The sequence below is a fragment of the Mesorhizobium caraganae genome (assembly GCF_016836705.1).
In the GTDB taxonomy this organism is placed as follows: domain Bacteria; phylum Pseudomonadota; class Alphaproteobacteria; order Rhizobiales; family Rhizobiaceae; genus Mesorhizobium; species Mesorhizobium caraganae.
Map to the genome: position 1 here is coordinate 63008 of NZ_JAFCGY010000021.1, position 18884 is coordinate 81891.

Sequence of the window (18884 nt, forward strand, 5' to 3'; positions counted from 1 at the left end):
AGTCTACCACGCCGGCCGCTGGAGGGCTTTGCTGATCACAGGAGGATCGTAGAGCAGGGCGGAGAGCTCGGAGAAGCGGCTGTCGGGATCGGTCAGCGAGAGGATAGCGTCGCGGATCGCCATGGCGCGGCCCCGTCCGAGCACGGGTGTCGCAAACTCCAGATACTTGGCCTCGATCTCCCCTGATGTCAGCGGCGCCTCCGGTCCGCCGCGCGCGTGGACGTCGCCTGAGGTCAGCACCCGTCCATCGGTCGTGGTGATGGCGACATCGGCCCAGCGGCCTGCGGGGAAGCGGGCGCTGTGGCGCTCCTGCTCCGACACGCTGATGCGGTTCAGCATCTCGGCGACAGCTGCATCTTCGAGGCCGGCGCCGGAAATATGCTCCAGCCCGATGCGGCCATGCAGGATGAAGTTCGCAACCGCAAAGCGCAGGCTGTACTGCGCCTTCGACGTCGTGTCCGGCATGCCATCGAACAGCGTCGCGGCATAATGGAAACTGTTGACTTGGACATGGTCGATGTCGGCTGGCGCGAGATGATGCGAAAGCACCAGCCCGCGCGTCGCGTCGATGGCCGCATGCGCCCAGCGGCAGATCGGGTAGGGCTTCACATATTGCTGCACTGTCTGCCAGAAGCTGCCGAGATCCTGCCAATGCGTTGCGACTTCAGGTGCCTCGACGGTGATCGCCGGCGCGCCGGTGAAGCCGCGTTCGGCGAGCACAGCCGCCGACAGGCCCGTCAGCGCGCCCATGCCCGAGCCGTCATGCAGCATCGTCGGCGTGGCGATCTCGCGCATCATCTGGCTGCGCGGACCGTGATACTCGGCAATGCCGAGCGCCTCGCGCAACTGCTCGTCATTCAGCTTGCGCAGGCGCGCCGCCACGGCGGCGACGCCGAGCGCATTCCAGGCGCCCGATGTATGGTAGTCCGACACGGTCGCATGCAGCGCGATGCCGGCGCGGCCGGCGACTTCGTAGCCGACGACCAGGGCTGCGAGCGCGTCAGGGCCGCTAAGCTGCGGAAGCTGTTCGGCCAGTGCCGCCAATGCCGGCACCACCACCACGCCGATATGGCCCTTGGTCGGGCTGTAGCCGTCATGGCCATCGAGATTGTCGATCTGCGTCGCGCAGGCATAGGCGGCACCCGCCAGGGAGGCGCGACGGCCGTCGAAAAGCGTGCGGGCGGAATGTTTCGGATCGCTCGAATTGTAGAGGAGGGTCGCGGTATCCCTGGCGATCCTGCCGGCCTCCATCGGCCCCGCGGCAATCGCTACTCCAATCGTGTCGAGCAAGAGGTAGCGGGCCTGTTCCAGCACCGCCTGAGGGAAAACCGATGCCGGCCGGCGTAAGACGAAGTCGGCCAGTCGCACGGCAGTCTCAGCGCTTGCGTCCGGCCCTTCACGGCGATGGGGCGACACAGCCACTTGCTCCACTCCCTCTGTCGTCACGCCATCATTAATTTGGGTTCATCGTGCATTCACGCAATTAGTTCAGCGGCATTGGCCAAAAATATCTATGCCATGTCGCCTGCGTGCAATTGAACGCCTGCGGCTCCATGGTCTACCTATTCTGGTACAGCCCAGGAGCCGGCGATGAAGCCACCCCCGCCTTTGAACTATATCAGGTCGTTCGAGAGCTCGGCCCGGCATCTGAGTTTCACCATGGCCGCCAAGGAGCTCGGCTATACGCAGGCCGCGGTCAGCACGCATGTCCGCTCGCTCGAACATTATATCGGCCGGCAATTGTTCATCCGCTATCCGCGCAGCCTCAAGCTGACCGAGATGGGCGAGGCGTTCCTGCCGACCCTGCGCCAGGCGCTCGACCAGATCGATCAGGCGACGGAAGCGATCGTCACCTCGTCGCGCAATCGCACCGTGGTCGTCTCCTGTCCGATGAGCCTGGCGGAAAACTGGCTGGCCGGCTGCATGGCCGCCTTCCGCAAGAAACATCCCGAAATCGAGATCGTGCTGCACGGCACGATCTGGGAGGATCTCAGCGAACAGATCGCCGACATCACGATTTCGACGCGCCGCTTCGATGATCGCCCGCCCGCCGCCATTCCGCTCTGGAACGACGAACTGGTGCTGCTGTGCGCCCCTTCGCTGCTCGAAGGCGAACACGCCGTCAAAGCGCCGGGGGATATCCTCAAGGTGGACCGGATCTTCGTCCACGGCCGCCAGGAATACTGGCAGGTCGTTGCCACCGCGCTTGGCGTCGACATGCAGGATTTCGACAAGGGCCTGTCGACGAATGCGTCCAACATCGCGCTCGAGCTTGCCGCCATGGGCGCCGGCCTCGTCGCTACGCAGCGCTCACTTGCCCATGCGTATCTGCGGCGCGGACTGCTCGTCGAACCGTTTCCGGTCCGGCCGCCCAGCCCCTGGAATTACTACCTGACCGAGACCCATCTCTCCAAGGGCAACATCGCCCGCACGGTGCGCGAATGGATCATGGCGAGGGCGCAGGAAGACAGCGCCTGAGGGGTGGTCGCCGGCATCGGCATGACCGAACGCGAAAAAAATTGAGACGCCAATGGCATCGTTTTATTAGGTCTTGCGGGCCGGTTTTCAGCGGTTTGTGAGCTCTCGAGCCCTTCCGGGATTTTTGCATCGCCTCTAACATTCCCTGCGTAATGGGGAATGAACGGGCGGAAAGCCCAAACCGGAGAAGCAACAATGGCACTATTCAGGAGCAACGGTGACCGCGTCCCGGCGGTCATCGAAAGCTACGCAGATGAAGTCAGAAGCGGCAGGATGGACCGCCGCGAATTCCTCGCCATGGCGAGCGCGATGGGCGCCTCGACGGCGTTCGCCTATGCAATGGCCGGCCTTCCCGCGCCGGCCGAAGCTGCAACGATGGAGCCCGGCAAGAAGGGCGGTATCCTGAAGATGCAGATGATCATCAAGGACATGAAGGATCCGCGCACATGGGACTGGTCGGAAATGGCCAACGTGCTGCGCCAGTGCAACGACTACATGATCCGCTACACCCAGGACTTCACCTTCGAGGGCCATCTCATCGAGAGCTGGGAGGTCAGTGACGACGCCACCGAATACACGCTGCATGTGCGCAAGGGCGTGAAGTGGTCGAACGGCGACGAGCTCAACGCCGACGACATCGTCTTCAACATCAAGCGCTGGTGCGACAAGGCGGCCGAGGGCAATTCGATGGCTGGCCGCATGGCCACGCTGATCGATCCTGCCACCAAGAAGGCGATCGCCGGCGCCATCACCAAGGTCGACGACCACACGGTGAAGCTGAAATGCGGCCAGTCCGATGTCACCATCATTCCGGGCTTCGCCGACTATCCCGCCATCATCGTCCACCGCGACTTCGACAAGAACGGCGCCGACATGACCAAGACGCCCGGCACCGGCCCATATGAACTCATCTCCTACAAGGTCGGCGACTCGGCCTCGGTTCGGCGCCGCAAGGACTTCACCTGGTTTGGCGGTGAAACCTATCTCGACGGCGTCGACTGGACCGACTACGGCACAGACGCTTCCAACCCCGCCATCGCCAGCGCCTTCGAGGCCGGCGAGATCGACTGCAACTACCAGACCGTCGGCGGCACGGTGGACCTCTATGACGGCATGGGCCTGAAGAAGGAATCCGTCGTCACCGCCGGAACCATCGTGCTGCGCACCAATGTCACCAACAAGCCCTATGACGACAAACGGGTGCGCAACGCCATCCAGTTGCTGAAGCTCGGCTATAGCGGTCTCGGCCAGGTCGCCGAAAACCACCACGTCTGCCCGATCCATCCCGAATATTACGAACTGCCGAAAGTGCCGCGCGACCTTGCCAAGGCCAAGGCGCTGATGACCGAGGCCGGCCAGATGGATCATGAGTTCGAGCTTATCTCTTACGATTCGGACTATGTGAAGGACCCCGCCGACGTCGTTGCCGCGCAGATGCGAGAGGCCGGTTTCAAGGTGAAGCGGACGATCATCCCGGGCACTTCGTCCTGGAACGACTGGACGAAATATCCATGGTCGACCACCGAATGGGGCATGCGTCCGCTGGGTGTACAGGTGCTGGCGCTAGCTTACCGCAGCGGCGAAGCGTGGAACGAGTCGGCCTATGCCAATCCCGAGTTCGACAAGAAGCTCAATGCAGCACTCGCCATTCCCGATACGGCCAAGCGCAAGGAACTGATGAAGGATGTCGAGTTCATCCTGCAGGATTCCGGCGTTCTGGTTCAGTCATTCTGGCGCTCGCTCTACCGCCATCACGCCACCTATGTGAAAAACCTCAAAATGCATCAGACATTCGAGCTGCAACTGGAGAAGGTCTGGCTCGACAAGGCCTGAACTGTCAGCATCCAGGGGGCGGCCTTATCGCCCCTTGGAGTTTCGCCAAGGCGACGAGAGCGAATTCATTGATCTGGAACAAGACAAGTCGCCGAACACAAAGGGAAGAAATCTCGATATGCGTACCCATGCACGAGCCGTTGTCATCGGCGGCGGCCTGATCGGCTGCTCGATCCTATATCATCTGGCCAAGCATGGCTGGTCCGATGTCGTCCTCTTGGAGCGCGACGAGCTGACCTCCGGCTCGACCTGGCACGCCGCCGCCAACATCCATGGCCTGCATGACTCGACCAACATCAGCCGCCTGCAGCACTACACCATGGCGCTCTACAAGGAGCTGGAAACCGAGACGGGCCAGGGCTGCGGCATCTTCCAGCCGGGCTCGCTCTATCTTGCCCAGACGGAGGCGCGCGAGCATCAGCTGCGGCTGCAGGAAGCGAAGGCGCGGCGCTACAAGATGAATTTTTATGAGGTCGCGCGCGACGAGGCGGAGCGGCTGCATCCGCTGGTCGATTTCGACGGCATACGCTGCATCATGTATGAGCCCGAAGGCGGCAATGTCGACCCGTCCGGCGTCACCGCGGCCTACGCCGCCGGTGCGCGCCAGCGCGGCGCCGAGATCCATCGCTTCACCCCGGTCATCGCCACGGAAGCTCAAGCCGACGGCAGCTGGATCGTGCGTACGCCGAAGGGCGAGATCCGCACGCAATGGGTGGTCAATGCCGCCGGCCTGTGGGGCCGCGAGGTCGCCGCGATGGCCGGCCTGCAATTGCCGCTGATCCCGACCGAGCATCAGTATTTCGTCACCGAGACCATCCCCGAAATCGCCGCCATGGGCCGCCGGCTGCCATCGGTCGCCGATCGCGACGGCGAATATTATCTGCGCCAGGAAGGGCTCGGCCTGCTCATTGGCGCCTATGAGCGCAACATGAAATTCTGGGCCGAGGACGGGACACCGCTCGACTTCGGCCACGAACTCTTCCCCGACGATCTCGACCGCATCGAGGACAATATGATGCGCGCCATTGCGCGCGTCCCGGCGGTCGGCAAGGCAGGCGTCAAGCGCGTCATCAACGGCCCGATGATCTGGTCGCCCGACAGCGCCGTGCTGTTCGGCCCGGTGCCGGAATTGCAGAACTATTTCTGCTGCAACGGCATTATTCCCGGCTTCTCGCAGTCCGGCGGCATGGGCAAGCTGGCGGCCGAGTGGATGATCGAAGGCGAGCCGTCGCTCGACATGTTCGCCTGGGACATGGCGCGCTTCGGCCACTGGGCCGGCAAGGCCTTCACCAAGGCCCGCGTGCAGGACCAGTACAGCCACCGTTTCAAGATCCATTTCCCCAATGAGGAGCGCGCCGCCGGACGCCCCGTGCGCACCCGCCCGGCCTATGAGATGCAAAAGCAGATGGGCGCCGTCTTTGGTCTCAATTTCGGCTGGGAGCATCCGCTGTGGTTCGCCGCCGAAGGCGAGCCATGCGAGGAAACGAATGGCTTCACCAGGCAGAACTGGTGGGGCCCGGTCGGCCGCGAGGCGCGCATGTTGCGCGAGCATGCCGGAATTATCGACGTTTCGAACTTCGCCAAATACGAGGTCAAAGGGCCGGGCGCCGAGGCCTGGCTGAATTCGCTGTTCGCCAACCGGATGCCGGCCGAAATCGGCCGCTCCTGTTTGACGCCATTGATCGGCAAGCGCGGCGGCATTGCCGGAGACTTCACAGTGACGAAGCTTGGCCAAGACGAGTTCATGGTCTTCGGTTCCGGCATGGCCGAGCGCTTCCATCAGAGGTTCTTCAAGGCGGTTCCGTTGCCCGAGGACACGAGCTTCCGCTCGCGCACGGAGGAGATGGGTGGCTTCAACGTTGCCGGCCCGAAGTCGCGCGAATTGCTGCAGCGGCTGACCAATGCTGATCTGTCGACCGACGCCTTTCCCTTCATGCGCTCGAAGCGGATCACGGTCGGCGGCGTCGATGTCGTGGCGCTGCGTGTCTCCTTCACCGGCGATCTCGGCTGGGAGCTCTATTGCCCGGTTGCCGATCAGGTCGCGCTCTACGGCGCGCTGCTCAAGGCCGGCAGCGAGGTCGGCGCCGGACCGGTCGGCTCGCGCGCGCTGATGTCGCTGCGTGTGGAAAAGGGCTACGGCAGTTGGAGCCGCGAATACTCCCCCGAATATTGGCCGCAGGAGGTCAAGTTCGACCGCCTGGTCAAGATGGACAAGGGCGCGTTCCTCAACCGCGACGCCTATGCGGCCATCGCCGAAAAGCCGGCGCGCGACCAACTGATTATGCTGTCGATCGCCGCCAAGGATGCCGACGCCACCGGCGGCGAGCCGATCTTCCTGCCCGACGGCACGCCGATTGGTCAGGTCTCGTCAGGCGCCTACGGCTACTTCGTCGAGCAGTCGCTGGCGCTGGGCTATGTCAAGGCCGGCTCCGCCAAGGCAGGCGACAAGGTGTCGGTGGCGATCCTCGGCCGGCCGCACGACGCGGTGCTGTTGAGCGAGCCGCCCTTTGATCCTGAAGGCAAGCGGCTGCGGGCGTAGGGCTTCCAGCGGTCTACAAGTCGTCGCTCAGCCGCCGAACCGATCCAGCCAATGCTGCGCGAGGTCGGAGCGGCGGCAGACCCAGATGTCGGGATTGTCTTTGATCTTGTCGAGGAAGCGGGCGAGCCCGACCATGCGGCCAGGCCGCGCGGCGAGCCGGCAGTGCAGCGACACCGTCATCATGCGCGGTGTCGTCTGGCCCTCGGCCAATAGCCAGTCCACCCCGTCGCTGACATAGTCGAAGAACTGGCCGCCGGTCTCCAGGCCCGAGCCGCGCGAGAAGCGGCTGTCATTGTTGTCGAAGGAGTGCGGCACGACCAGATGCCGCCTGGCATCGACGTCGACGAAATAGGGCAGGTCGTCATTGTAGTCGTCGCAATCAAACAGGAAGCCGCCATGCTCGACCACCAGCCGCCTGGTGTTGAGGCTGGGCCGGCCGGTGTACCAGCCGAGCGGGCGAATGCCGGTGATCCGCTGCACTGTGTCGACAGTCATCGCAATGTGCTCGCGCTCCTCCGCCTCGCTCAGCGGCGCGTAGTCGATCCAGCGCCAGCCATGGCAGACGATGTCGCTGCCGAGCTCGGCGATCGCCTTGCCGGCGGCCGGGTTGAGTTCCAGCGCCCGCCCGACGACGTAGAAGGTGGGAATGATGCCTTTGTCCCGAAACAGCGAGGCGAGCCGCCAGACGCCGACGCGCGAGCCATATTCGTAGAGCGATTCCATGTTGCGGTTGCGCAGGCCGGGCACCGCCGGCGACACGGCAAGGTCCGACAGGATCGTCTCGGAAACACCGTCGCCCTCGTCGATGCTGTATTCCGCGCCTTCCTCGTAATTGACGACGATGTTGAGCGCCAGCTTGGCGCCGCCGGGCCACGCAGCGGCAGGAGGCTTGTCGCCGTAGCCGATGAAGTCGCGGGCCGGCACATAGGGCATCGTTCAAACCTCCTCGGATATCATAGTAGAATTAGCCGCCGCGCAGATCGGTCAGGATGCGCAGCGCCCGGTCCATCATGTCCTGCGGCCCGACCGTTGCGCGCAGGCAGTCGGTGAGGCCATAGCCGCCGAGGCTGCGCACGATGATGCCTGCGTCGCGCAAGGCGGCATCGGCAGTCAAAGTTGCGGCACCGTCGGGGAAGCGGATCAGCACGAAATTCGTCCGGCTTTCGGGAACGCCGTAACCGGCCGCTCTCAGATCCTCCGCAAAGCGATCGCGGATCGCGGCGGTGCGCGCCACCGTCTCGCGCATATAGGCCTGGTCCTCTATTGCCGCGACCGCCATGGCGAGGCTTGGCGTGGTGACCTGGTTCGAGTTCTGCAACTTGCGCACTTCGGCCGCGACTTCAGGCGGAAACAACCCCCATCCGACGCGGGCGCCGGCCAGCCCATAGGCTTTGGAAAGGCTGCGCAACACGACGGTGTCGCCACGCGCGACGAGCGCAAAGACAGGTTGAGGATCCTGGTCGTCGAACTCGCCATAGGCCTGGTCGATGACCAGCAGCACGTCGCCGCGCAAGGCGGCGCGCAGGCGCAAAAGTTCGGCATTGCGGATGAGGGTGCTGGTCGGATTGCCCGGATTGCAGACGAAGACCATCCGTGTCGCCGGCGTGACGGCGGCGAGGATGCTGTCGATGGACACGACGAAGTCGCGTTCCGCCACCTTGACATAGACGGCATTCGCGCGCGCCGTGGCGGAGGCCGCGAAATTATAGGCATAGGCGGTGGCCAGCACCTCGTCGCCAAGGCTGGCGAATGCCGCGATGGTGCAGCTGATCAGGTCCATCGAACCGGCGCCGCACAGGATCAGCTCGCGTTCGACGCCATAGGCTTGCGCGATGGCTTCGCGCAGCACCGTCCAGTCCGGATCGGGGTAGAGATGGCTGCGGGCGATCGCGTCCTGGCCGGCGGTAATCGCCTTGGGGCTTGGCGGGAAAGCGCTCTCGTTCTGGGCAAGGGTTGGCTGGTCATGGCCGCCAAAATTCGCCAGCGCGAAGGCCGACATAGCCTCGATATGGGCGGCGGCTTTCAGCGGCATGCGCGAACAATCCTGATGACGCTCATTTCCCCCGAATTGCCTCCGTCGGACCGGCTTTCGAGCAAGCTACAAGCCGCCGGCCCGTTCACAAGCAAAAACTCGCCGCGCAATGGCTGCGAAATTCTGGCCCTTCTGTCTGCCGCAATAGCATTCGCCGGCGTCAATGGTTGCAAATAAGCCGGCCAGGTCCGAAATATCGGACACAGACCAGATCCGGAAACGGCATGCATCCAAGATTGCTCAAGACCTTCCTCGCCGTGGCGCGGCACCGCAACATCACCCGCGCGGCGCGGGAGGTTCATCTGGCGCAGTCGAGCGTCAGCGACCAGATCCAGTCGCTGGAAAGCGAACTCGGCGTCGCCCTCTTCACCCGCTCGCGGCAGGGCCTTGACCTGACGACGGCCGGCGAGGCGCTGAAACCCTATGCCGAAGAGATCCTGCAACTGGCGGAAGAAGCGCGAATTGCTGTCGAGGCAAGGACGGGAACGACCGCCGCGACGGTGACGGTGGGTGCACTGGAGACGATTGCCGCCGTGAAACTTCCGCAATGGCTGGCGGCCTTTCGAGGTGATCACCCGGAGATTGGTCTGCGATTGAAAATCGCCGGCAGCAATGTTCTGCTGCGGCAGCTCGAAGAGGGCGAGATCGACGTCGCTTTCTGTTTCGACAAGGGCGGGCTCGATGAGCGTCTGGCCCGGCGCACGATATCGGCCGAGCCGGTCGTCCTTGTCGCGTCCGCCGAGAATGCCACCGCATCAGGACAAGGCGATCTGGCCGCGCTCGCCGCGATGCGTTTCGTGGTGACGGAAACCGGATGCGTCTACCGGCATCTGTTTGACACAGCGTTCGCCGAGACAGGAATGGCGCCGCCAAAACTTGCCGCCGAAGTCGGCAGCATCGGCGCCATTGCGAGCCTGGTGGCGACTGGTATCGGCATGGGCCTGGTGCCGCGGCTGGCCGTCGTCGAGGCGCTCGATCGCGGCGAGATTGTCGAGCTGCCCTGGCCGGGTTCAGCCCAAGCAGCCTCCCTGGTCATGATCTGGCGCCGCCGCCGAGTGCAGCCGCCGGCGCTGAAGCTGCTGCTGGCGGCAGCGGGTGAGACTTTCGCGCCGGTCAGATCAGCCGGTGACCGCCCTCGACATGCAGTATCGTCCCTGTCGTAAAGCCGTTGCCCATCAAGAAGGCGATGGCGTCGGCGATGTCGTCCGGTTGTCCGACACGCCCGACCGGCAGCCGCTTGGCCATGGCATCAAGCGTTTCGTCCTTCTTGTCGCCGGCAACGAGGTGCCAGATCGGCGTGTCGACCCAACCCGGCGAAACGGCGTTGACGCGGATCGGCGCCAGTTCGACCGCCAGCGCCCGCACCAGCCCTTCCAGCGCCGCATTGACGGCGGCGACAACCGAGCCGCGCGCCGCCGGCCGGTAGGCGGCGATTCCCGAGGTGAAGGTGAGGGAGCCGTTGGCCGAAAGCTTCGGCGCGCCATGTTTGGCAAGCAGCAACGGCCCGTAGAATTTGCTTTCCACCACCCTCTGCGCGGCCTTGAGGTCGACTGAAGGCAACAACTCGTAGGCGCCTTCAATATCGGCGGCGGTGCTGACGATATGGTCGAGCCGGCCGATCCGCCCGAACAGGTCGGCGACCTGATCTTCCCTGGCGATATCAACCGCGATGGTGTTCAAACCGGCAGGGTTCCGCAGCACCTCGCTGGCGCGCTTCAGCTTGGCTTCATTGCGGCCGACGATGATGACTTCGGCCCCTGAGTCCAGGCACCGCCTTGCCAGCGCCAGCCCCATTCCGGAGCTGCCGCCAACGATAATGACTTTCGATTTTGCGATGTCTGCCATGATTTCCGTCCTGTCCTGAACTGCTTCGGGCGAGACGTCGCAAACCGGCGCCAGGAATGGAAACGGAAGAAAACGATAGTGCCATCGGACGTTCCGATGGCACTTGTCGTCAATATCGGCAGTCCGGTCAGTAGCCGACGGTGAAGCGCTGGCGAATATTCGCCGGCTTTTCGATCTCGTCGGTCATGACGATCGCATAATCCTCGAAGGAAATGCTGCTGCCCTTGTCGGACGTCAGTAGCGTGTCCTTGCCGATGCGGTATTTGCCGGTCCGCTCGCCGGCGAGGAACAGCGCCGACGGCGACAGCAAGGTCCAGTCGAGATCATCGATCGTCCGCAGCGTGTCGAGGAAGTCGGCGCCCTTCTGCGCCTCCGCCTTGTAGATCGCGGGGAAAGTCGGTGTATCGACCAGGCGCTTGCCCGGCGCGACGTCGAGGCTGCCGGCGCCGCCGACGACCAGGTAGCGCTTGACGCCGGAGGCGCGCACCGCTGCGATCAGCGTGTCCGGATCGCTGTCGAGGAAATGCACCGCGCTGATCACAGCGTCATGCCCCTTGATCAAGGCGGCGAGGCCGTCTCTGTCGAAGACATCGCCCTTTTTGGCGGTCACGCCCGGCAGCGCGGCGATCTTGTCTGGATTGCGGGCGATGGCGGTGATCGTGTGGCCGCGGTCGGAGAGCTCCTTCAGCAGGCGTGAGCCGACCTGGCCGGACGCGCCGATGAGTGCGATTTTCATTTCGATTTTCCTTTCGCCATTCGTTGCTCCCGATAGATGGCAAGGCCACCGCTTGCGAAAAATGGCGATCAATCATACAAGCTGTCTGATCAGATCAGACAATGGGTCAGCTGTGACCGAGCTTCTGAACCTCAACCGGCTCGTCTACTTCACCACCGTGGTCGAGACCGGCTCCTTCACCGCCGCCGCCGACCGGCTCGATGTCGCCAAGGCAGTGGTCAGTCATCAGGTCGGCAGGCTGGAGCAGGAACTGGCCGCGACGCTGCTGCGCCGCACGACAAGGCGCGTGACGCTGACCGAAGAGGGGCGCCTGTTCTACGACCGGGCGGCCATCATCCTGCACGAGGCGGAAGCGGCCTATGGCGACATTTCGCAGAGCGCAGCAAAGCCGACCGGGATGCTGCGGCTGACGGCGCCGCTCGACTATGGCGAAAAGGTCGTGGCGCCGACCATCGCCGCCTATCTAAAAAAATACCCGAAAATGCGGGTCGAGACGATTTTCGACGATGCCGTCAGCAATCTGGTCGACGAGCAGATCGACCTCGGCATCCGCGTCGGCTGGCTGGCCGATTCCAGCAATCTGGCGCGTCGGCTGGGAAGCCATGAACAATTCGTCGTGGCCAGCCCGGACCTCGCCGCCGGGCTGCCGCTTGATGCCAGCCCCAGGCAGGCGAAAGCGCTGCCATGGGTCGGCAATGCCCAATTGCGCGGCATCGGCCAATGGCTGTTTTCCAGGGAGGCGGAGACGGTGGTGGCCGAACTCAATCCGGTCGTCAGCTGCGACAAGACTCCCGGCGTGCTGTCCTGCGTACTGGCCGGCATTGGGCTAGGCATCTTTCCGGATTACAGCGTCGCCGACGATCTCGCCCGAGGTCGCTTGGTGCGGGTGTTCGCGGACTGGACCTTGCCGTCCGGCGGCATCCATGCCGTCTTTCCGCCGGCGCGCTTCAGGCCGGCCAAGGTGCGTGCCTTCGTCGACCTGCTCGTTGCTGCCGAAAGGCGGCGGGCGCGGAATGCTGTTGCGGGCTGATTGTTACGCCAGCCGGCAATGCCGCCAGGGAACCTTTGTTCGGCCGGCGCTTTTGGATATGCTGCGATTCCGAACCGTCAGAAGGGTACTGCCGATGACCACCAAGATCCTTGCGACCTGCGCGCTCGTCCTCGCGGTGGGCTGCAGCCTGTCCAGCACGGCCATCGCCAAGGAAAAGCACCGCCATCGTCAGCCGGAACCGGAGCAACGCTACGTTCCCGCCCATCGCGACCTGATCTACGCCCTGTTCGGCGGCCCGCGTTACTATGACACAATGCTGACCACCACGGCCGCCGGCGCCTGCTCCTACAACCGGGTCGGACCGGACGCGAATGCGCTGAACAAGATCAACGACCACCATTGCGGGAAATAGGCGGAGCGGACGGCTTCCCTAAGGCAGCGCTGCCAGCGCCGGCCATCGTGCGAAGCAGGTGGCAAGCGGCCGGCGTGATGTCGAGCGCGATCGGGCTGTGCAGTGCGGTAGAGCGCGTAGGACCTGGAACACCATGGCGAGGCCACGTTCCGACGGATCGATGTCGTTGGCGCGCACGCCATCAATCAGAAGATCGCCCGCGCTCCCTGGCATCAGCGGTCGCGCCCGCGGTCCTTGTCGTCCTGCGCCATCGCCAGTGCCAAACCCGGTTCACCTTCCCACAGGATCAGGCTGGCGGCGCCGATCAGCCCGGCACGGTCGCCAAGCTCGGCGCGCACGATCGGCACGTCGCGGTAGGCCGGCATGGCCCGCTGCTGGACGACCGCCGCGATCGACGGCGCCAGCAGGTCGAAACCGTTGGAAAGACCGCCGCCCATGACAATTAAATCGGGCGAATAGAGGTGCAGCAGGTTGGTGAAGCCGATGCCCAACCATCCCGCTTCCGCCTCGATCAGCTCGAGAGCGTTGGCGTCGCCGGCCTGGGCTGCCTCGACAACATGCCTGGCCGAGACGTCGCCATCATTCGACAGCCGTCGCAGCTGCGAACCGTCACCCGCTGCGGTCAGCCGCGTGGCGCGGCGTCCGAGCGCGGTTCCCGAAGCAACAGCCTCGAAGCAGCCGATGGCGCCGCAAAAGCAGCGGTCGCCTTCGCCGGTGATGGTCATGTGGCCGATCTCGGCCGCCAGCCCACGCCTGCCGTGATAGATGTGGCCGTCGGCGACGACGCCGCCGCCAATGCCGGTCGACACGGTGACGAACACCAGCGATCCACTGCCGCGTCCGGCGCCGAAACGCCATTCGCCGAGCGCCGCCGCATTGGCGTCGTTCTCCAGCCGCACCGGCAAACCGAAATGCTGCCCCAGAATGTCGATCAGCGGCACGTCGTGCCAGCCCGCCAGCGTTGGCGGCGCAATCACGATCCCCGCCTTGGGGTCCAGCGGCCCCGGCGCACCGACGCCGATGCCGGCAATTTCGGCCTGCGGACTTTGCGATATGAGATCGCCGGCGAGCGCAATGATCTGGCCGATCACCGCTTCCGAGCCCGCGCCCGCCATCGTTGGCGCCGAAGCATGCGCGACGACACTGCCGTCGCTTTCGACCAGCGCGCCGCGCAGCGCCGTGCCGCCGAGATCGAAGGCGAGCGCAAGCTTGCTCATCAGGCGGCGACCTCCAGCCCGTGCAGCCAGGCCATGCGCCGCGCAAGGTCGGGGTCGCCGAAGGCCAGTGAGCCCAGCACCACGGTCTCGGCGCCTGCGGCGCGCAGCAGCGGCACCGTCTCGTGGCGAATACCGCCATCGGCGGCGAGCACGATGTCGGCTTCACGGCCGGCTTTGCGCATCAGCGCGCGCGCCTCGATCAGGCGGGGGCAGGCTTGTTCCGACAGGCTCTGGCCCTTGACGCCAATAGAAGTGCCGAGCAGCGTCACGAACGCCACTTCAGAAAGGAAAGGCGTGATTGCCGCGACCGGCGTTTCCAGCCGCAGCACCACGCCGGCCTCGGCGCCGAGCTCATGCGCCAGTCTCACAGCGCGCAGGCCAGCCTCGCCATTTTCGGCATGGACGCTGATCAGGTCGGCGCCGGCCTCGATGAATTGCCGCGTCTGCGCCTCGACGATCTCGGCTTCGACCATCAAATGCACATGAATAGGCTTCGCCGTCAGCTTGGCGATACGCGCCACCAGATCCGGGAAGAACAGGAAGCCCGGGGTGAAGCGGGCGTCGGCGACGTCGATATGGTGGATATCGGCATGGGCCTCGATGCGCTTCAGATCGCGCTCCATATTGGCGAGGTCGGCCGACCACAGCGAGAACTCGCCGATCAGACGGTCGCGCGGCAACGCGGCGATTGCGGCGGGGCCGGACAGGGATTTCATCATCGTTTCAGGCTCCATAGCCGCGCATGGTCTGGCGGTTGGTCTTGACCGCCTTGGCCGGATCGGCGGCGGCGGTCTCGGACTCTTCCTCCAGCACCAGCCAGCCGTTGAAGTTGGGGGCAGCGCTGGCGATCTCGATCACCTTCGCCGTATCGCAGACGCCCCTGCCGAGCATCGCCCAGCTGCCGTTTGCGTCGACATCCTTCAGGTGGACGTAGCGGATACGATCGCGGTAGGTGGTGAGCGTATCGGCCATGTCCTGACCGCCGCGCAAGATGTGACCGGTGTCCGGCACCCAGCCGACCAGCGCGGCGTCGATCAGCCCGAAGATGCGGTCATAGTCGGTGCGGTCGAACAGCAGCGTATTGTGGTGCGAACTCGGATGCATCGCGACCTGGACGCCAGCCTTGCGCCCGAGCTCGCCGGCTTTGTTGTAGACCTCGGCGGCAATGGCGAACTTGTCATCGCGCGCTCCGTCGGAGACGACGGTGGCCGAGCCCATCGACACCAGCGCGCCCGGAAAAGCGGCGGCGAAATCGATCCAGCGCTGCGCGGTCTCGAGGTCAGCGCCGATCTGATCCTGCAGCGTAAAACCGCTCTTCGAACCGAACGCGAAGGAGACAAGCGTCAATCCAGACACCTTCAGCGCGGCCGCGAATTCCGCAGGCTTGCCGGCATAGCGGCCGATCATCGTGTCGGTGATCTCGATGCCGGCGTAGCCGCCATCAGCGATCGCTTTCAGCAGATCGTCGGGGTCGCCGGCAAAACGGTCTCCGAGCATTTCCCAGGTAAAGGTCTGGCAGCCGACTTTGAGGTCTTTCACGGTCATCCTTTCATTCCTTGATATCCTACTTGACCGAGCCTGCGGTCATGCCGGCGAGGAAGAACCTCTGGGCAACGAGGTAGATGACCAGGAGCGGCAGCGAGCCCAGCACGCTCATCGCCATCATCTGGTTCCATTCGAAGGCGTGTTGCCCCATCAACAGCTGGATGCCGATCGGGACGGTGCGCATGGACGTTGACTTCGTCAGCGTCAGCGCAAAGAGAAATTCGTTCCAGCACAACAGGAAGGTGTAGACCGACGTCGCCACGATACCAGGCAGCGAGATCGGGACGATCACCCGCCAGAGCGCGGTCCAGCTGGTGCCGCCGTCGACAGCCACCGCTTCATCGAGATCGCGGGGCAAGGTGTTCAGATATCCCGTCATCAGCAGGATCGCGTAGGGCAGCGTAAACACTAGGTAAGTCAGGATCAGTGCGACGTAGGTGTCGAAGATGCCATACGAGACGACAAGCCCGAAGAAGGGGATCAAAAGCGTGATCGGCGGGATCGTCTGCGTGCTGATGATAAGCGTGTTGAGGCTGCCCTTGCCGCGGAAATTGAAACGGCTGAACCCATAGGCCGCCAGCAGGGCGATCAGCACCGTCAGCACGGTCACCGCTCCGGCCACGAAGTAGCTGTTGAAGAAGAAGCGCAGCTTTACCGGGTCACCAAGGATGGCCGCATACGCTTCCAGCGTGAAGGCCTTTGGCAGGACGGTTGGCGGCAGGGCAAAGATTTCGGTATTCGACTTGAACGAACTGCTCAGCATCCAATAGATCGGGAAGGCCGCGAAAAAGAGCCCTGCGGCAAGCGCGACATGGAGCGCGACGGTGATCAGCCTGTCTTTCGGCGTGTGCCTTTTCCTCATGGTGACTACCGAGCCTTTTGATAGCGGATGTAGAACAGCGTCAGGCCGAGAGAGATCAGCAGGATGACCACGGCGCTCGCCGACGCCTGCGACAGGTTGTAGCTCGAAAACGCCAGCTTGTAGGTGTAGGTGCTCAGCACCTCGGTCGAGTAGATCGGACCGCCGCCCGTCGTGATCCAGATCAACGGGAAAACCTGCATGGTCCAGATGAAATCCAGCAGCGAGATGCTGATGATGATCGGCATCAGCTGCGGGATGGTGATGAAGATCAGCTTCTGGTAGGCCTTCGCCCCGTCGATATAGGCGGCCTCGTAGAAATCCTTGGGAATGCCTTGCAGGCCCGCCAGCAGGCTGACCATGAAAAGCGGATAACCCGCCCAGATATTGGCGAAGGTGACGGCGTGCAGCGCGGTCTCGGGCGAGGAAAACCACTCGACCTTGGAGCCGATGATGCCCATCTGCATGAGAACGCTGTTCACGACACCGTTCGGCTCAAGCAGGAGGCGCCAGATCACGGCGATAATCACCGCGGTGAACAGCCAAGGCAGTATGTAGAGCACGCGCAGAATGTTGCGCAGCGTCGGATTGATGCGGTCGCTGTTCAGCATGAGTGCGAAGACCATGCCGATGGTCATATGGAAGACGACACTCATGCATGTGAAGTAGAGTGTGTGCCACAGCGAGGCCCAGAACACCGGATCGGCAAAGATCGCCTGGTAGTGTTTCAGTCCGGCAAAGGACGGGTCGCGACGCAGCACCGCGCTGTTCTGGAACGAATAGCCAATCACCGTCACCATCGGCAGCAGCATCAGAAGGCCGATTATGAGGAGCGAGGGTGACAGATAGAGATAGGGGGCGACCGCTCGTTTCAGTCGATGGTGGGAGCGCTTCTGCCGAGTCATGTGCCACCCTTGGGGTATGCCTTCAAGACGAAGGTGCGCTTCGGAAACAGGTCCATCTCAAATTGCCGATCCGTTGTTGACGGGTGGCCTGCCCGAAAGTCAGGCCACCCGGTGGAAGATAGCAAACGGGCAATGAGCCGCTCAGAATTTCGCCATCCAGCCCTTTTGAGCGTTGGCTGCGGCCTGTTCCGGAGACTGCTCGCCGGCGAGCATCTTCTGGGCTTGCACGTCGAACTGGGTCATCAGGTCTTCAGCCACCGGCAGACCCGTGAATTCGTTGGCGAGATAGCCGGTCTTGAAGATTTCAAAAGCCTTGGCGAAAGCCTTGTCCGAGGTCACGAAATCGGGCTTGGCATTGACGTTGCCCGGGAAGGCGTTTGCAAGCGACACGAGCTTGGCATTCACCTTTTCACTCATCAGATATTGGACGAGTTTCCAGGCCTCTTCCTGATGTTTCGAGGCGGCAGAGATGCCGATGCCCCAGGAGGCATAGGGAAGGCCGCGCTTGCCGGTATAGTTTTCCACGACCGGGACCGGGATGAGATCGAAGTTCAGCTTGGGATTGCGTTTGCGGATGAGGTTCACATGCGCAAGTGAGTCGATCATCATTCCGACCCGATCGTTGACGAATTCCTCGACCTTTTCCTGCTCGGTCTTGGTGGCAATGCCGGGCGAGACGACGCCGGCGTCGTTCAGCGATTTGACGAAGGTGAGCATATCGACGACCGGCTTGCCCTCGAGAGCCGGCTTGCCGTCAGCCATCATCGATTGACCCGAGGCCCAGACCCACGACATCATGTCGTTCTGGACACCGGACGGCGTTTGCAGCGACAAGGGCAGCACCCAGCCATACTGGTTCTTGTCGGCATGGGTCATCTTCTTGGCGGCTTCGAGAAATTCCGCGCGGGTCGACGGCAGCTTGGTCACGCCTGCCTGGGCGGCGAGGTCCAAATTCACGAAGACCGGATAGACGAACGAAGCCACAGGAAACATCACTGCTTTGCCGTCCACCTTGATGATATCCGCGACCTGGGTCTTGTCGAACCCGCTCGCTTCCATCATCGGGTTCATATCGGCCAGCGCACCCTGCGCGTTCAGATTGTTCACCCAGGCGCCGTCGAGACCGACGACGTCGCTAAGCGTTCCAGTTGCGGCACCAACCGAGATCTGATCTCGCGTGGTCGCATAGGGGCCGCTGACCAGCGTCACTTTGATTCCGGGGTTTGCAGCCTCGAAGTCATTCATGATTGCCCTGAGCGATCCGGCCGGCAATTCGGGCTCCCACCATTGGGTGAATTCCAGCGTCGTGTCCGCCATGGCGCTGGTTGCGCCAAGCAACCATGCGGCCGCGGCTATTTTCAGCATCGCGGGTTGTATCCGAAACATCATTTTCTCCTCCTTCTTCAAGATCGACCGCACAATGCAACCGATCGTCTGCTTCATTCAGAAGTCTTCTTACGAGTACTTCGCGGGCGCCTCACCCTCGCCTGCG

General features: G+C 63.4%; 18 protein-coding genes. 6 read left to right on the forward strand and 12 right to left on the reverse strand.

Annotation, left to right across the window (positions count from 1 at the left end):
* Positions 1-3 precede the first annotated feature (3 nt).
* A complete protein-coding gene (locus JQK88_RS26135; protein WP_312037325.1) occupies positions 4-1368 on the reverse strand; it encodes an MmgE/PrpD family protein in 1365 nt (454 codons plus the stop codon).
* Positions 1369-1590: 222 nt separating this feature from the next.
* Here JQK88_RS26135 and JQK88_RS26140 point away from each other — a divergent pair, with 222 nt between their 5' ends.
* The 3 genes from JQK88_RS26140 to JQK88_RS26150 all read left to right on the forward strand — a co-directional run bounded on the left by JQK88_RS26140 (position 1591) and on the right by JQK88_RS26150 (position 6850).
* Complete coding sequence (locus JQK88_RS26140; protein WP_192255932.1) at positions 1591-2478, forward strand: LysR substrate-binding domain-containing protein; 888 nt, start codon at positions 1591-1593, stop codon at positions 2476-2478.
* Positions 2479-2673: 195 nt separating this feature from the next.
* Positions 2674-4311: an ABC transporter substrate-binding protein gene (locus JQK88_RS26145; protein ID WP_203279903.1), complete on the forward strand. Its 1638-nt coding sequence runs from the start codon at positions 2674-2676 to the stop codon at positions 4309-4311.
* 118 nt (positions 4312-4429) lie between these two features.
* On the forward strand, positions 4430-6850 hold the full coding sequence (locus tag JQK88_RS26150; RefSeq protein WP_203279904.1) for a GcvT family protein: 2421 nt from the start codon (positions 4430-4432) through the stop codon (positions 6848-6850).
* A 27-nt stretch (positions 6851-6877) separates the two neighbouring features.
* Here the strand turns inward: JQK88_RS26150 and JQK88_RS26155 are convergent, their stop codons facing one another.
* Positions 6878-7783 (reverse strand): allantoinase PuuE, encoded by a 906-nt coding sequence (locus JQK88_RS26155; RefSeq protein WP_203279905.1) that lies wholly within the window; start codon positions 7781-7783, stop codon positions 6878-6880.
* Positions 7784-7814: 31 nt separating this feature from the next.
* On the reverse strand, positions 7815-8882 hold the full coding sequence (locus JQK88_RS26160; RefSeq protein WP_246750048.1) for a pyridoxal phosphate-dependent aminotransferase: 1068 nt from the start codon (positions 8880-8882) through the stop codon (positions 7815-7817).
* A 224-nt stretch (positions 8883-9106) separates the two neighbouring features.
* Between JQK88_RS26160 and JQK88_RS26165 the strand changes: the two genes are divergently transcribed.
* Positions 9107-10045, forward strand: coding sequence for a LysR family transcriptional regulator (locus JQK88_RS26165; RefSeq protein WP_192255941.1), 939 nt, complete (start codon positions 9107-9109; stop codon positions 10043-10045).
* Here JQK88_RS26165 and JQK88_RS26170 read toward each other — a convergent pair.
* Together JQK88_RS26170 and JQK88_RS26175 are read right to left on the reverse strand one after the other, a co-directional pair.
* A complete protein-coding gene (locus tag JQK88_RS26170; protein WP_192255943.1) occupies positions 9996-10727 on the reverse strand; it encodes an SDR family oxidoreductase in 732 nt (243 codons plus the stop codon). The two genes, JQK88_RS26165 and JQK88_RS26170, sit on opposite strands and share 50 nt — an antisense overlap.
* A 127-nt stretch (positions 10728-10854) precedes the next feature.
* Entirely contained in the window at positions 10855-11463 is a 609-nt protein-coding gene (locus JQK88_RS26175; RefSeq protein ID WP_192255945.1) for an NAD(P)-dependent oxidoreductase, read from the reverse strand.
* 112 nt (positions 11464-11575) lie between these two features.
* On the opposite strand from JQK88_RS26175, the gene JQK88_RS26180 reads away from it, so the two are divergent.
* Entirely contained in the window at positions 11576-12493 is a 918-nt protein-coding gene (locus tag JQK88_RS26180) for a LysR family transcriptional regulator (RefSeq protein WP_192255947.1), read from the forward strand.
* 94 nt (positions 12494-12587) lie between these two features.
* Positions 12588-12866, forward strand: a complete 279-nt coding sequence (locus tag JQK88_RS26185; RefSeq protein WP_192255949.1) for a hypothetical protein — start codon at positions 12588-12590, stop codon at positions 12864-12866.
* Positions 12867-12884: 18 nt separating this feature from the next.
* Here the strand turns inward: JQK88_RS26185 and JQK88_RS26190 are convergent, their stop codons facing one another.
* The 7 genes from JQK88_RS26190 to JQK88_RS26220 form a co-directional block, all read right to left on the reverse strand.
* Complete coding sequence (locus tag JQK88_RS26190; RefSeq protein ID WP_192256876.1) at positions 12885-13079, reverse strand: hypothetical protein; 195 nt, start codon at positions 13077-13079, stop codon at positions 12885-12887.
* Positions 13079-14083, reverse strand: coding sequence for an ROK family protein (locus tag JQK88_RS26195; protein ID WP_203279906.1), 1005 nt, complete (start codon positions 14081-14083; stop codon positions 13079-13081). The genes JQK88_RS26190 and JQK88_RS26195 overlap by 1 nt, the downstream gene beginning before the upstream one ends.
* Entirely contained in the window at positions 14083-14802 is a 720-nt protein-coding gene (locus JQK88_RS26200; protein ID WP_192255953.1) for a ribulose-phosphate 3-epimerase, read from the reverse strand. Before JQK88_RS26200 ends, JQK88_RS26195 begins: the two co-directional genes overlap by 1 nt.
* Positions 14803-14806: 4 nt before the next feature.
* Complete coding sequence (locus tag JQK88_RS26205) at positions 14807-15628, reverse strand: sugar phosphate isomerase/epimerase family protein (protein WP_192255955.1); 822 nt, start codon at positions 15626-15628, stop codon at positions 14807-14809.
* Between the two features lie 19 nt (positions 15629-15647).
* Entirely contained in the window at positions 15648-16490 is an 843-nt protein-coding gene (locus JQK88_RS26210) for a carbohydrate ABC transporter permease (protein ID WP_112566025.1), read from the reverse strand.
* A gap of 5 nt (positions 16491-16495) precedes the next feature.
* Positions 16496-17392 carry a carbohydrate ABC transporter permease gene (locus JQK88_RS26215; protein ID WP_203279907.1) on the reverse strand — a complete coding sequence of 299 codons (897 nt, stop codon included), beginning with the start codon at positions 17390-17392 and terminating at the stop codon, positions 16496-16498.
* 141 nt (positions 17393-17533) lie between these two features.
* A complete protein-coding gene (locus JQK88_RS26220) occupies positions 17534-18781 on the reverse strand; it encodes an ABC transporter substrate-binding protein (protein WP_192256811.1) in 1248 nt (415 codons plus the stop codon).
* Between the last annotated feature and the right edge of the window lie 103 nt (positions 18782-18884).